This window comes from Methylocystis sp. (genome assembly GCF_051061225.1).
Taxonomy (GTDB): domain Bacteria; phylum Pseudomonadota; class Alphaproteobacteria; order Rhizobiales; family Beijerinckiaceae; genus Methylocystis.
Genome location: NZ_JBPFEB010000058.1, coordinates 22729 through 36348, shown reverse-complemented (window position 1 = coordinate 36348; position 13620 = coordinate 22729). Strand labels below are relative to the sequence as shown.

At 62.4% G+C, this 13620-nt stretch carries 13 protein-coding genes and 1 pseudogene; 11 read left to right on the top strand and 3 right to left on the bottom strand.

All coding sequences use genetic code 11. The annotated features are described in order from the left end of the window. Positions 1 to 151: 151 nt before the first annotated feature. Entirely contained in the window at positions 152 to 544 is a 393-nt protein-coding gene (locus tag ACR652_RS11150; RefSeq protein WP_434506574.1) for a MerR family transcriptional regulator, read from the bottom strand. 70 nt (positions 545 to 614) lie between these two features. Between ACR652_RS11150 and ACR652_RS11145 the strand changes: the two genes are divergently transcribed. The 11 genes and pseudogenes from ACR652_RS11145 (at position 615) to ACR652_RS11095 (ending at position 12758) form a co-directional block, all read left to right on the top strand. Continuing rightward, positions 615 to 1046 carry a mercury transporter MerT gene (locus tag ACR652_RS11145; RefSeq protein ID WP_434506573.1) on the top strand — a complete coding sequence of 144 codons (432 nt, stop codon included), beginning with the start codon at positions 615 to 617 and terminating at the stop codon, positions 1044 to 1046. Further along, positions 1046 to 1267 (top strand): GDCCVxC domain-containing (seleno)protein, encoded by a 222-nt coding sequence (locus tag ACR652_RS11140; protein ID WP_434506572.1) that lies wholly within the window; start codon positions 1046 to 1048, stop codon positions 1265 to 1267. The genes ACR652_RS11145 and ACR652_RS11140 overlap by 1 nt, the downstream gene beginning before the upstream one ends. Positions 1268 to 1671: 404 nt before the next feature. Beyond that, positions 1672 to 2859 carry a DUF932 domain-containing protein gene (locus tag ACR652_RS11135; protein ID WP_434506605.1) on the top strand — a complete coding sequence of 396 codons (1188 nt, stop codon included), beginning with the start codon at positions 1672 to 1674 and terminating at the stop codon, positions 2857 to 2859. Positions 2860 to 3029: 170 nt separating this feature from the next. Beyond that, a complete protein-coding gene (locus tag ACR652_RS11130) occupies positions 3030 to 5165 on the top strand; it encodes a ParB/RepB/Spo0J family partition protein (protein ID WP_434506571.1) in 2136 nt (711 codons plus the stop codon). Between the two features lie 69 nt (positions 5166 to 5234). Next, complete coding sequence (locus ACR652_RS11125; RefSeq protein WP_434506570.1) at positions 5235 to 6275, top strand: DUF7146 domain-containing protein; 1041 nt, start codon at positions 5235 to 5237, stop codon at positions 6273 to 6275. Positions 6276 to 6611: 336 nt separating this feature from the next. Next, complete coding sequence (locus ACR652_RS11120) at positions 6612 to 7550, top strand: DUF2493 domain-containing protein (RefSeq protein WP_434506569.1); 939 nt, start codon at positions 6612 to 6614, stop codon at positions 7548 to 7550. Positions 7551 to 8572: 1022 nt separating this feature from the next. Next, positions 8573 to 8800, top strand: a pseudogene (locus tag ACR652_RS11115) (DUF736 domain-containing protein); the annotation flags it as partial. 325 nt (positions 8801 to 9125) lie between these two features. Further along, complete coding sequence (locus tag ACR652_RS11110; protein WP_434506568.1) at positions 9126 to 9875, top strand: ParA family protein; 750 nt, start codon at positions 9126 to 9128, stop codon at positions 9873 to 9875. Continuing rightward, complete coding sequence (locus ACR652_RS11105) at positions 9872 to 11005, top strand: ParB/RepB/Spo0J family partition protein (protein WP_434506567.1); 1134 nt, start codon at positions 9872 to 9874, stop codon at positions 11003 to 11005. Before ACR652_RS11110 ends, ACR652_RS11105 begins: the two co-directional genes overlap by 4 nt. Positions 11006 to 11142: 137 nt before the next feature. Next, positions 11143 to 11718 (top strand): plasmid mobilization protein, encoded by a 576-nt coding sequence (locus tag ACR652_RS11100; protein ID WP_434506566.1) that lies wholly within the window; start codon positions 11143 to 11145, stop codon positions 11716 to 11718. Beyond that, complete coding sequence (locus ACR652_RS11095) at positions 11715 to 12758, top strand: relaxase/mobilization nuclease domain-containing protein (RefSeq protein ID WP_434506565.1); 1044 nt, start codon at positions 11715 to 11717, stop codon at positions 12756 to 12758. Before ACR652_RS11100 ends, ACR652_RS11095 begins: the two co-directional genes overlap by 4 nt. A gap of 77 nt (positions 12759 to 12835) precedes the next feature. Here the strand turns inward: ACR652_RS11095 and ACR652_RS11090 are convergent, their stop codons facing one another. Both ACR652_RS11090 and ACR652_RS11085 read right to left on the bottom strand, forming a co-directional pair. Then, on the bottom strand, positions 12836 to 13183 hold the full coding sequence (locus tag ACR652_RS11090; RefSeq protein WP_434506564.1) for a HepT-like ribonuclease domain-containing protein: 348 nt from the start codon (positions 13181 to 13183) through the stop codon (positions 12836 to 12838). 10 nt (positions 13184 to 13193) lie between these two features. Then, entirely contained in the window at positions 13194 to 13487 is a 294-nt protein-coding gene (locus ACR652_RS11085; RefSeq protein WP_434506563.1) for a nucleotidyltransferase family protein, read from the bottom strand. Positions 13488 to 13620 lie beyond the last annotated feature (133 nt).

The window sequence follows — 13620 nt, the reverse complement described above, 5'->3', positions numbered from 1 at the left end:
ATTGGCATGTGCTCATGTGATTGGTCGAGGACGACTTTGAATGTCCCTCAACAAGCACGGCTTGCCCCAATGCAACATCTTTTCGCGCCGATAGTCGGCGTCAAGCTCTCGCGCTTTCGCGCCATGCGCTTTGTCTGACCTATCCACGGCCCTACGTCGCCAGCATATTCAGCACGGGACATGGCGGGGCGGAGTCACCGGAACAGCGAGAGATTGTCTCCGCAAGAATGCCTTCCAGTCTGGCGAGGTCTGCGAGTTTCGCCCGCACCTCGTTGAGATGTGTCCGCGCAATCTCTCTAACGTCGGCGCAGGAGGCGCGGGACTGCTCGGCGAGCGCCAGCAGGGCGCGGATTTGTTCAATGCTGAATCCAAGCTCGCGGGCGCGGCGGATGAAGGCCAGCCTGCAGATATGGGCTCGTTCGTAGGCACGATATCCGCCCGCAGTTCTTGCGGGCGGCGGCATGAGCTTGATGCGCTCGTAATAGCGCACGGTCTCGAGATTGACGCCCGCCGCCGCCGCGAGCTGTCCAATGGTCAAGGTCACGAATTATTCCTCTTGCGCCCGTAGTCGCTACGGGGCGCAGGATACCCCGACCATCAACCAAGAGCGAGCCATGACCATCAACCACACAGCGCAAGAAACAACGCCTGCAGCTTCGTCTCCCGCCAGCCTTCCAGCCTCGCCACAATGGTTCGCAGCCTTGGGACTTGTCGCCGGATTCGGCGCAGTCGTCGCGTCTTCGTGCTGTGCGATCCCGCTCGGGCTCGCCGCGCTCGGCGCGGGCGCGGGCGTTCTCGGCGCGTTTGGGGCGATCGCCGAATGGCGAATCCCCTTTTTACTGGTCAGCGCCTTGGCGATTGTCGGCGGTTGGGGCGCATGGTGGCTGAAGCGGCCAATCGCTTGCGTTTTGGGGGCGGCCTGCGCGTCGCCGCAGCGCTCACGCGCAACGCTGGCGCTTCTGCTATGCACCTCGATAACCGTGGCAGCGGCGGCAAGTTGGGGCTACATCGACCCTGCGCTGCTCAAGCTGTTTCGGGGCCGCTGATGCAAACCACATCGATAATCACCTGTCCGAACTGCGGGCGCCAATCGGCTGAGACGATGCCGACCGACGCCTGCCAGTTCTTCTATGAATGCAAGGGCTGCGGGGCGCTGCTCAAACCAAAGACTGGGGACTGCTGCGTCTTCTGCTCCTATGGCGACGCGCCGTGTCCGCCATTTCAAGAAGTAAGACGACGCCTCGTCGCGTGCTGCTCCGCTTCATAAGCGAAGTCCGACTCGTGGTTGTCATCTACACCCAAAAATCTGGGCATATGGAAAATATAGACACTATCGCCGCGCTCGCGCAAACCACGCGGCATGGCGCCTTCCGGCTGGTGGTCGCCCACTAGCCCGAAGGCGTCCCGGCGAGCGAATTGTCGCGGCTCATGGCCGTGCCGCGTAACACCATGTCGGCGCGCCTCTCAATCCTCTCCAGCCGGTCTGGTGACGGGTGAGCGGTAAAGCCGCTCGTGGTTGGTCCGCTACGAGGGAGACCGCAAGGCATGTGAAAACTCTACGGTCGGGTGAGAAGCGGCCATGCTCCAATGTTAGAGCATGGATGAAATTTCATGACGGGTAATAGCGGGGAGAGTTGCCCCGCGCCCGTCGTGGAGACGATCATGAACCAGATGGAGATTTCGGGCGCCTCTCGCCATGGCGCCGGCGGCTACAAGGTGGACGCAAGCCGCGGCGAGCGTATTGGCCGCGTGTCGTCAGAGTGGTTTTCTCGGCCTTCGGATGAGCGATACCTGTCCCTGTCGGATCTGTTCGCGGCCGTGCGCGGCCGGACCGAACGCAGTCGCACGAGGACAATCGAAAGCGCCGCAATCCGGGTCGAAGCCAGCCGCGACGACGCCGAAAAGCTTTCACTCGCGCTGCCGGGTGCCGACAAATCGGTCGCCATGACCCATTGGAGTTTCGGTCAGCTCGCGAGCCTGGTCGGCGCGCCGGCGGCCTACCTTCGGCAGCTCCCAGCCCCGCTCGCCGGGATCAATCTGCAATATGGCTTGACCTCCCATCGCGCAGAGCAGGTGAAGACGCTCGAGGTCGAAAACGGCCGCGTCGAATTGCGTGCGGTGACCGGTCCCGACTATGGCCGGATCTACGACCATGAGCTCGTCTCCGCCGTCCAGCGCATCGCTGGCGATGGCGTAGGCGACACACGTTGGAAGGTGCCAGGCGTTCTCGACTGGTCGACTGGGATCTACAATCCCCATGTCGGCGTCAGTGAGGAGACAACGACGCTCTATGCCTCGGACCGGGACGTATTCCTTTTTCTGGTCGACGATCTCAATCCGATCGAAGCCGGCCGGCTTCCCGACGGCTCCCCAGACCTTTTCTTTCGAGGCTTCTACTGCTGGAATTCAGAGGTGGGCGCGAAGACGCTCGGGATCGCGAGCTTTTATCTGCGCGCCGTGTGCCAGAACCGCAATCTCTGGGGCGTCGAGGATTTCGAGGAGATCACGATCCGCCACTCGAAATACGCCGCCGCGCGTTTCGCGCATGAGGCGGCGCCGGCGTTGACCCGCTTCGCCAATTCCTCCCCGATGCCCTTCGTCAACGGGGTTAAGGCGGCGCGGCAGAAGATTGTCGCCCGCAACGATGCTGACCGCACGGAATTCCTGCGCAAACGCGGTTTCTCGAAAGCCGAGACGGCGAAGATCATCCAGACAGTCCTTGCCGAGGAAGGCCGCAAGCCCGAAAGCGTTTTCGATTTCGTGCAAGGCATCACGGCTGTCGCGCGCGGGAAGGCCCATCAGGATGCGCGCTTGGATTTCGAGGGGCGCGCCAAGAAGCTCTTCGACCACGCTTCCTGAAAATCTAAATCTTTCGGGGCTTGACGCGCAGCCTGCACCTGTCGCGGTGGCTCCCTCCCCGATTGAGTTTTGCGGCGTCGCTCTCAAAAGTTAGAGGGCGGCGCTGCGCTTCGTGACGGGGTGGAGGTCGAGAGAGAGGCTCTCGGCCGCCCGTCGCGGAGTTGAAGCCCATGTCCAAGTCGGTCCAGAAAATCCAACTGAGCGCCTCGCGCGATATTCCCTTCAACAAACTGGTTCTGTCCCAGTCCAATGTGCGGCGGATCAAGGCCGGCGTCTCGATCGAAGAACTCGCGGAAGACATCGCTCGTCGCACGCTCTTGCAGAGCATCACCGTGCGGCCGGTGCTCGACGATCAGGGCGCGGAGACTGGCATGTTCGAAATCCCGGCCGGCGGGCGCCGTTACCGCGCGTTGGAGCTGTTGGTGAAGCAGAAGCGTCTCGCCCGCAACGCCCCTATCCCCTGCGTTGTCCGGACGGAGGGAATCGCGGAGGAAGACAGCCTTGCCGAAAACGTCCAGCGCGCGCCGCTGCACCCGCTCGATCAGTTTCGCGCCTTCCTGACCCTGCGCGAAAAGGGGAGCAGCGAGGAGGAGATCGCCGCCGCCTTCTTCGTCAGCGTCAGCGTCGTCAAGCAGCGTTTTCGGCTCGCCTCGGTGTCGCCCGCGCTTCTCGACGTCTATGCCGAGGACGGCATGACGCTCGACCAGCTGATGGCCTTCACGGTGAACCCCGACCATGAGCGCCAGAACCAGGTCTGGGAGGCGATCCAGCGCTCCTACAACAAGGAAGCCTACCAGATCCGCCGGCTGCTCACCGAGGAGGCTGTTCGGGCGTCGGATAAGCGGGCGCTATATGTGACCGAGGACTACAAAGCCGCAGGCGGTCCGATCATGCGGGACCTCTTCCAGAGCGATGATGGCGGCTGGCTCCAGGATGTTCCCCTCCTCGAACGGCTTGTCGCCGAGAAACTCGCGCGCGACGCCGAGTCCATTCGGGCGGAGGGCTGGAAATGGGTCGAGACGGCGATCGACTTCCCCTACGGCCATACCTATGGGCTTCGCCATCTTCAGGGCGAACGCCAGCCTTTGAGCGAGGAGGAAGCTGCGGCCCGCGAAGCGCTTCGGAATGAAGCCGAACAATTGGAGGCGACCTATTCGGACGCGGAAGAAATCCCTGAGGACGTGGACGCGCGTCTCGCCGAGATTGAGGCGGCGCTCGAAACGTTCGAGGATCGCCCGGTTGTCTATGCCCCGGAGGAGATCGCCCGCGCTGGCGTCTTTGTCAGCATCGACGGCGAGGGGCGTCTTCGGGTCGAGCGCGGCTACGTGCGACCGGAGGACGAGGCGCCAATCGAAGAGCAGGAGACGCCCGAGGTCGTGAGCGAAGCGGGGGAAGCCTACGCTGCGCGTTCGTCGTCGGCGTCCTCTTTCGAACCCAACGACGACCCCGCGCAGTCCGGAGCCGCAGCGGACGAAGAGGATGAGGGGATGAGGCCCCTGCCCGACAAATTGCTCACCGAGCTCACCGCCTATCGCACGCTGGCGCTGCGCGAGGCGGTGGGCAATGAGCCGGCGATCGCTTTCCTTGCGGCCCTCCACGCAATGTGTCTGCGGCTTTTCTATCGCTATGCCGTGGACAGTTGCCTCGAGATCGAAGCCAAAAACGTTTCCTTTGGCGCGCAGGCTCCGGGGCTCTCCGACACCCCGCTCGCGGATAAGGTCGACGCCCGCCATCTCGACTGGTCCCAGCAATTGCCGGCGGAGCCGCAGGACCTGTGGGACGCGTTGTCGACCTTCGACGCCGACACGCGCCAGCGTTTGTTCGCGCATTGCGTCTCGCTGACCGTAAACGCCGTGCACGAGCCTTGGAGCCGCCGGCCGCGGGCGATCGCCCATGCCGACCGTCTCGCCTCGGCGCTCTCCCTCGACATCACGTCGACGGGTTGGACGCCGACCGTCGACAATTTCCTGGGCCGGGTCACCAAGGCGCGGATCCTCCAGGCGGTGCGGGAAGCCAAAGGCGGCGATATCGCCCGACGGATCGAGGCGCTCAAGAAGGGCGACATGGCGCGGGAAGCGGAAGCGCTCCTGACTGGCGCGGGCTGGCTGCCCGAGCCGCTGCGATCCCCAGGCCACGGGTCGCAAGCATCATTGGAGGCGAACTCTCCTTCCCTGCCCGAAGAAGCCGCGGCGGTCGAAGAAGTCGCAGCAATGGAAGGCGACCCTGCATTCGACGAAATCGGCGCGCCTGATGAGGATGCCGAGCCGGCGCCAGTCGACGGCCCTCAAAGCGTCGCCGCCGAGTAGACCTTCACGAGGCAGTTTGCGAGGGGCTCGCCAGCGATGGCGGGCCCTTTTTTCATGGAGGAAGCGCCCGTGTCGAGTTCAGTTGCGTCGGAATTGGCGCGCCGCCTGGCGCAGGACGCCGAGGCGGTCTGCCGATACTATTTGTCGAACGGCCGCCGCCATGGCCGTTACTGGATCGTTGGCGACGCCCGCAACACGCCAGGCCGAAGCCTTTACGTTCGGTTGACGGGTCCGGAGAGTGGCAAGGGCGCCACCGGAAAGTGGGCGGACCTCGCGACGGGCGAATTTGGCGACCTGCTCGACATCATCCGCGAAAGCGCCAGCTTGCATGATTTTTCCGATGTTCTCGACGAAGCGCGGCGCTTCCTCAGCCTGCCGCGCGACGATCCACGGCCTCAGCAAGCATTTGATCGCAGCGAGCGGAAGACAGGCTCCCCGGATTCGGCGCGCCGTCTTTTCGACATGTCACGGCCGATCGCGGGCACATTGGCGGCGCGCTATCTGCATCATCGCGGAATTTCGACGCAGCAGGATCTCGAAAACCTCCGCTTCTATCCCCGCTGCTACTATCGGTCCGGGAACGAAGCCCCTGAGACCTGGCCTGCGATGATCGCGGCGGTCACCGACCTCAAGGGGCAGATTACCGGCGTGCATCGCACATGGCTCGACAGATCGGGGCGCGACAAGGCGCCGATCGCCTGTCCTCGACGCGCCATGGGGGAACTGCTCGGCAATGGCGTCCGTTTTGGCGCGCCTCTCGACGTGATGGCGGTGGGCGAAGGGATCGAAACCGTGCTCTCGGTCCGATGTCTTCTGCCCAGCATGCCGATGATCGCGGCCCTCTCTTCCGCGCATCTCGCGTTGATCCATTTCCCGAAGGCACTGCGCCGCCTCTATGTCCTGCGCGACAATGACACCGCCGGCGAAAGGGCTTCGGCGACCCTTATCGACCGCGCGACAGCCGAGGGGATTGAGGCCGTCGTCATCAGCCCCGCGTTGGGTGACTTCAACGACGATCTGCGGCGCTTTCGTAAAGCCAGGTTGCAAGCGGCAATCAGAGACCAGCTCGCGCCTGAAGACATTGACCGGTTTATGAGTCCTGCGCGGTGACCTGGCCTTGCGACGAAACGAGCGCCCGATCCCCCGCCCTCACGCGATTGCGCCAATCGCCTTCTTTCCTTTTGTCGGAGCCAGCCGCAGTCCCGGCCTTCTGAGAGGACGACCCTTGCGTCGGGCGCGCCGGCTTGGCAATGGCTGCCGCCGGCTATTTTCCGTCGCGCCCTGCGGGCGCTTTACATCGCGAAGCAAAATAGCCGGCGCTTCGCCATCCTTCGCTGACGCTACGGCCGGTCGCTGTGCGCCCCGGTGCCAGCCGGTCCCGCCCGCCGCCTTTAGTCGCCACGAAGGCCGCGAGGGTCGCGGCCGATCCGACGAAGGAGAGCGCCAATGACGACCAATCACAACGAGCGGGGCTTCGACACAATTCCTGCCGCTTCCCCAACCGAGCGCGTTCTTGCCGAACTTCAACTCTATGGCTATCGGCCGTTCCACGACGAGCCCGACCCCCGGCCGCTGCCCGACCCCCAAGCGATTACCGGCGCCGTCGCCGATATCTTCGACGCCCTCCTCGCGACTCTAACCGACACGCGCCTCGAGCCCGATCTCGAGGAGCTGCTCTGGTCCACGGTGAACCTCTTCCACCGGGCGGTCCTTCGCGTTGAGCGGGAACTCGATGACAATGAGCAGGCGCAGCGGCGCAGCCAAAAGGAACAGGACGGCTCGGAAATCCGCTCGGTGGAGCTGGAGCGCCTCATCTGCGAAGGGCAAACGCTCCTCGAACGCCGTGACAGTTTGGAACTCTTCCGGGACCAGGCCGCCGACGCCTTCGAAGTGCACACGGGCTCGTCCTGGCGTCCCCGTTCCGGCTCGAAGGTCAATCATCGTTCCTTGACGGCCGCCATGATCGACAGCCGGGACTTTCTCGCCGCCAAGCGCCGCGTCGACTCCGAGCCTCTGCTTCCGGCCGGGCCTCGGATCGCTTTCACCGGCGGACTCGACTTCAACGACCATCGCGCGATCTGGGACCGCCTCGACAAGGTTCTCGCCAAACATCCCGGCATGGTGCTGCTGCACGGCGGTTCGCCCAAGGGGGCCGAACTCATTGCGTCCTGCTGGGCGAATAATCGCAAAGTCACGCAGATCGCGTTCAAGCCGGACTGGGCCCGCCACGCCAAGGCGGCGCCGTTCAAGCGCAACGATCAGATCCTCGAGACGCTTCCCATCGGCGTCATCGTCTTTCCCGGCTCGGGCGTCTCCGCCAATCTTGCCGACAAGGCCCGGAAGCTCGGAATCCCGGTCTGGAGATTCGAGGACGGCGGCGCATGAGCGCCGCCCTCGCTCTGATTTTTATCTTTGTCCAAGGGGGCCTCATCGACTCCTTGCAAAGCTGCTTTCTTTCACCTCAACGAGAGTGCGGGCTGCATTTCTTGAGCCGCTCTCTTCCATGACAGCATCATTTTGATTGCATGCGTCGCTGAGGAGGCATCGCATGAGATTTTGACGAGCATCAAACTTTTTCGGTGCGTCAATATGCGAAATTGCGAAAGCCTCGGCTGCCTCTTATCCCTTGCAGATGTTTAGAAAGCCCATTTTGAACGCCCTAGTTTTCTCGATGTTGATGACATCGTTTGCAGCTGGCGTCGCGATGTTTTTGACGCCGGCGCCGCTTGCAAGAGATTTCATGGATTTTCGTCGAAAGGATAACGTGGCACGCCTCCATCAGGCGCGATACTCTGGTGGGTGAAGCTCTGCAAACGCCAATTGGCGACAGCTGAGCAACCCGGGCATGGCGCCGTTGGCTCCCGCCGCCGCAAGAAACTTAGCCGCACGTCTGGCGAGACGAGCCCGAGCCCAGCGCGCGTTAAAACGCTGAGGCCATTTGCGAACGGCGCCCGTTGCGTATCGACGCAGGCCGCCGGACGCGCGCCGCTCTCCGAAGCCTCCGGGCGACGCGCCGCCCGTCAATGAGCGGATATGCGAGGGGCTCTCCCCCGTACGTGCAGGTCCGAAATCGACCGCGTTTCCTGCCGGCTTTTGCCTCCTACCATGCGCCAATCTCTCCTCAGTGATCGCTGCCGAGCCCAGCACGACCAAAGCGACCTCTTTCTTGGCTATATCTGGCCGAAGACCGGCTCCGCCTCGATCGCCTGAGACGCAACAGCGGGGAAGCGACTTTCTTCCCCTGACGCCTGCAGCGTCATTCCTCTCGAGACAAGAAAGTCGTTTCTCCGCCGTCCTTCGCGCTGCTGCGGCCCTGCGGGTGCGTCGGCGAACCGTCTTCGTCTGCGAAGCCCCATCGAGGCCGCGATGGTCGCGGGCTCGAGGCAGCAGATCAACAGGAGATTATCATGGCGAACATCGGCTCTTTCAAAAAGTCCGGCGCTGAATTCCAGGGCGAAATCGTTACCCTCAGCGTCCAGGCCCGCGCCGTCCGCATCATCCCGGAAACGAACCGCGTCAACGAGAACGCCCCGAGCTACCGCGTGTTTGTCGGCCGAGCTGAAATCGGCGCCGCCTGGACGAAGCGCTCGACTGAGGGCCGCGACTATCTCTCGCTTAAACTCGACGATCCGAACGGCTTTTTCGCCTGAGCCTGCGGCAGGCTCACAAACTCGACTCGGCGCATCGCCAGAAGTTTGCCCAGGGCAAACTTTTTCGAACGTGGGCAGGCTCCCTTGGGAATCCAATTCTTCTCAGAGACGCGGGCAAAGTTTGCCCCGGGCAAAACTTTCTCAGCATGGCGACGCTAGGCGCCTGCTCACCACCCTGTGCTATTTCACAGTGTCTCCTCCTGCCTCCTACGGGCAAACCTCCGGCATTAGCGAGCCTCGAGTCGCTCGCGCGCCAAGGAGAGCAGATGGATTTCGCGGCCAATGGATTTAACCCTAGCGCCACGACCAGATGAGGGTACTGGTCGTCAACAACGAGAAGGGCGGCGTTGGCAAGAGCACGATCGCCGTGCACCTCGCCTGGTATTTCGCCGAGCGGGGCAAGCGCGTGCTCTTTCTCGATCTCGACCCGCAGAGCAACGGCACCACGACGCTCGCAGCGCATGCCAGCGATATTGACGCGGCTGCGCTATTTTCGCATCCCGTCGCTATCCCCCCGATCGCCAAGAAGGGCATTCGCGTGCTTGGCGGCAGCGCCGCCTTGCGAGGGATTGTTTCGGTCGACAGCAAGCTCGTTGAACAGTTTCGCGCCAACCTCGCGGATGCGTCGCAGAGCTTCGACATCGCGATCATCGACACGCCGCCGACGTTCGGCGTCCGAAACCTGGCGGCGTTAATCGTCGGACAGTTCGTGCTGGCGCCTATCGACCTCGACGACTACGCCATCGACGGCATCGAGACGCTGCTCAAGCACATCGTTGGCGTGCGGCAGAAATATAATCCGGGGCTCACGTTTTTGGGATTGATCCCCAATCGGCTGCAGACGACCTCGCCCCGACAGCGGGAGAACCTGAAGAGCCTCGTGCAGAAATTCGGAACCAAATATCTGTTCGATGGGGTGATCCCCCAGCGCTCATCTATTGGTGAAGCCTTGGCGGAGAAGAAGCCGGTCTGGAGCTTGCCAAAGACGGCGGCTCGCGAGGCAGGCCGCGAACTTCGGCTCGTATTCGACAAGCTCGCGGCGAAGATGGAGGCAGCATGAGCTACGCCGGGAAGCTCGACGACGTCGCGCAGTTGCTTGACCAATTGGAGGGCATGGAGGCCCCTGGGTCGAACGGCGCTCCGCTCGACATCGCTCTCTCACTGATCGAGGAAGATCCGCATCAGCCACGCCGCGCTTTCGACCCTGAGACGCTTTCTGAGCTTTCCGCCTCCATCCAGGAACGGGGCGTGCTCCAGCCGATTGGCGTGGCCCCCGCCGGCGAGAATGGAATGCACAGGATCATCTTCGGCGCGCGCCGGTTTCGGGCGGCGCAGCTCGCCGGACGCACGACAATTCCAGCGTTTGTCCACCACGACAGGGTCGCGGATCCTTACGACCAGATGATCGAAAATATTCAGAGAGACGACCTCTCTGCGGCTGATATTTCAGCCTTCATTCTGTCTCGGTTGCAGGCGGGCGAAAAGCAGAAGGACATCGCGCAACGCCTCGGCAAGGATAAGAGCTATATCGCCATGTATGCGGCCGTGAGTCAGATGGCAGCAACCCTCCGAGATCGACTGGCGACGTCGCCGATCCGCGCTGTCTACCAATTGCACCAGACGTGGAAGAAGTTCCCGCAGGAGGTAGAGGCGTTTTGCGCTGAGCATGATTCCTTTACCCGTGCGCAGGCGCTGGTTTTCTGCTCAGATTTGACGGGCGGCGCTCCAGAAATTGATCACTCTTCAAAGACCGTCATAGGAGTCGATCGCGCCTCTGCAGAGCCTATGACATGCGCTGAATCACGAACGAGTGCTCCCTCTCCTAATGGCGACGTCATCCCAAAGGTTCGAAACGCTTCTGAGAGTGCGACGGGTAAACCAAGCCAAACTCCGCGAGTGGCATCTGATGCACGATCCCCGCGACTGCAGATCAGAAACGGAGAGCGTCTGGGATGGCTCATTCTGGATCGCGCATCCCCATCTGGCCGAACGCACGGCCTGGTCTGTTTCCAGGATACTGGGGGAATTGAAGACCTGCCTCTCTCTGCCTTGCGACTGATGGAGCTAAATGTGAGGCCTTCCCCAGACGACGCAAAGCAACGCCTCACATGCGCGGCAGCTAGCGGCTTTTCCATCCCGAAGGGACGAAGCGAAGCGGAGCGCCCGGAGGCCGAACGCGCTTCCAAATAGCGCCGTAGTGAGGCCGGAGGGTGTGGGAAAGGCGCGGGGAAATGGAGGTTGTACCCTCTCGGCTGGTCAACTAGAATCGAGGCCCCTGCTTCGCAGATGAGCCAAAATGTGTGTTCGAGGCTGAGTGCAGGATAGGCTTGCCGCCAGCCATTTTTAACCGTGTCAGCCTCGAATGGGGATTGAGCCACCGCATGGCCTTTTTGGGGTTCCATATTGACGACGCTGTCGCTGAGCGCTTCGCCGCCCTCGCCGCAAACGAGGGCGGCAAATCCAACCTACTGCGACGCTTGGTCGAGCAGGCTGTCGGGAGCGATGCGGCGATTAAGCCTCCCGCTCCACTCTCGCAAAGTTCCTGCAAGATCACGATTAGGCTGAGGGAAGGGGAGCTTCGGCTTCTCGAGTCTGTCGCCGCACAGCGCCGAATGACCCGCACGCAATGGGTCGCGTCAGCGGTTCGCACGCGGCTTGGTTTCCCGGTTCAACAGACGCATGAAGAAGCACAGGCTTTGCGCGCTGTTGTTCGCGAGTTGAATCGCATCGGCGGCAACATCAACCAGATCGCCCATGCTTCCAATCTGAACCGCCTGATCGGTCTTCAGGGCAGGCTAGACGCTGAGGCCCTCCGCGCGGCTTCGGATGGCGTCCAAGCAGCGCTCGCCGAGGTGCGCGAAATTCTGAGGCGCAATGCGAGCTATTGGGAGGGTCGGTTGTGAGCAGGGAAGATCGCGATCTCGACTTGCCGGCGATCTCCTACGTGTGGCGGACCCCGGTCAAGAAACCCAAGCGGGCAAAGTGGGAGATCCCGGATCCAGTCGAGCCGGGCAAGCTTACCCCTGCCATGCGGGCGCGGCTCGAGCGGATTGTCGCCAAGGCGCCCGAAGTAATGGTGAAAATCACCGGCAGGACCATGACCGTCGCCCATTTGAAGTCCCATCTCGGCTATATCACTCGCGAGGGCGAACTTGGCGCCGAAACCGAAACGGGCGCCGTCATGGAAGGCCGGCAAGGTCTGCGAGACATCCAGTCACGATGGGCCGACGACGCGGCGCTGGACGGGAGGCGGCGGCGGGATGGTCCGCTATCGCATAACGTCGTCTTTTCCATGCCTCCCGGAACGGCGCCCACGGCGGTAAGGGATGCAGTCCGCGCCTTTGCGGTCGAGACCTTCGGCGGGAGGCATGATTTCTTGTTCGTGCAGCATCTCGACGATGCGCATCCGCATGTGCACCTCACGGTGCGGTCGCTCGGCTATGACGGCCAGCGGCTTAATCCGCGCAAAGGCGATCTCGCGACGTGGCGGGAACAGTTCGCTGCCGAATTACGGCTCCGCGGTGTAGACGCCGAAGCGACGCCGAGACGCGCGCGGGGTAAAGTGCGGAAATCGGAACGCGGCGTCATTCGCGCAATCAAGCAGCGCGGCGAGCAACCGCGCATGGAGCGGCTCGTCCGCGAAGAGGTCGTGAGGCAAGCTCGTGGGGTTGAGACATTGGCGACGCCGCAGGAAGTGAAGGCGATCGAAAGACAGGCAGTCATCCGAGACGGTTATCGCCGGCAGGCAGAGGAGTTGAAGCGCTCACTGAGCGGGGCGGACCATGAGCTGGCGACTCAATTGGAGCAGTTCGTCGCGGACATGCCCGCACCCGAAACAAGGCGCGGTCGACTTGCGAAAGAATTGCGTAGGGGGCTCGAAAAGGCGCAGCTACAACCGGGTGCCGAACAAAGAGAGAGAGAACGGCCGGAGCGGACCAGATAATGTTGATTTCGGCGTTTCGTTTGGGGCCCCTGGCGGAGACGATAAAGTTTTGCGAAAGGTGGCCTTGCACCTGCTCTTCAGCACTGCTTCCGTGCAGCCGCCAGCTCGTCCCGACAGACCCGTTCGAGGTCAAACAGGTCTTCACGCGCGAGCTTCCACATGATCGCCGGGGCGACGCTCTCGCAGTTGTGGCGCAGTACGTTGCCGATGCCGGCGACTTTCTTCCCGGGAATGTTGGGATGGCGCGCTTTGAGCTCGTCGGTTAAGCGCCGGCTGGCTTCGGAAATGATTTCGACGCCACGTTCGACCAGCCACTGTTTCTCCCAATCGGCTTCGAAGGCGTCCAGGGGCATCTCGGCCAGGACAAGGCGCACACGCTCGATCGCTTCGATAATGTCCGTGAGAGGCGCCGTCATATTTTTCATTTGGAGGCGACTAAAACACGCGCACGGCGGCGTCTTCGATGGAACGGCGCAACGTCTTATGGAGGCTGTCGCGAGTCATAATGTCCGTCTGGCGCCCAAGGATGCTTGCGGCGTATTCCTTCACGTCCATCAGCTCGAAAAGGCCGAGCTTACCCTTCTGGTAATCGAAAAAAAGATCGACGTCGGAATCGGCGCCAGCGTCTCCCCGCGCCGTGGACCCGAAAAGGTACAGGCGGTCAACGCCGAGCCGCTTGAATTCGGCTTCATGAGCCTTCAGACGGCTTATCGCTTCTTCGCATTTCATGGATTGTGTTTAGCAGATTTCGGGATTTGCTTCCACGTTTCTGTCTGGAGCTTGACGCTTCCCCTGGATTGCCGCCTCACGGCCCTGGAGGCTGCGGAATAGCAGAGATGAAGCAGAGCGTGACGCGTCCGTG